The sequence below is a fragment of the Staphylococcus sp. EG-SA-2 genome (assembly GCF_017152085.1).
On the sequence record NZ_JACYHC010001225.1, the window covers coordinates 1 to 639 of the forward strand.

The 639-nt window shown below is 33.2% G+C and carries 1 protein-coding gene; it reads right to left on the minus strand.

Going from position 1 to position 639, the window contains the following annotated elements; translation table 11 throughout:
- Window positions 1-427, minus strand: a 427-nt coding sequence (locus IDG60_RS19850) for a DEAD/DEAH box helicase family protein (RefSeq protein WP_206161106.1), incomplete at its 3' end; no start/stop codon positions are given.
- Window positions 428-639: the final 212 nt, after the last annotated feature.

Sequence of the window (639 nt, forward strand, 5' to 3'; positions counted from 1 at the left end):
TAGCAATAATAATTACATCATCGCGTTCAAATAATGCACTTGTAGCAGAATGTCGTAGTTGATCAATTTCATCATTGATTGAGGCATCTTTTTCAATAAAAGTGTCAGTAGACGGTACGTATGCCTCTGGTTGATAATAATCATAGTAACTTACAAAGTATTCCACCCTGTTTTCAGGAAAAAATTCTTTAAACTCACTATATAATTGTCCTGCTAATGTTTTGTTATGCGCGATAATTAACGTTGGTTTCCCAACTTCTTTAATAACATTACTCATCGTAAATGTTTTCCCTGTGCCAGTAGCACCTAATAAAGTTTGATGTCTTTTCCCCGCTTTAATACCTTCCACGATTTCTTCAATTGCTTGCGGTTGGTCACCTTGAGGCTCAAAATCAGAATGTATTTTAAAAGGATAATGTTCAACCATTGTCACATATGCCTCCTCTTTCAACGTATTATTTATATTTCCGCTCAACTCTTTGCTTTCTCATTACATATTTTAGCAAAGTAGTCACACAAAAAGCAAACGTTTGTTCGTAAAAATGTCGAACAAAGAAAAACAAACATAGTTGTGCTAACTATGCTTGCCTTAAATCAAATCGTTTATCTTGTTATTTTTAGTATGTAAATACACATTAT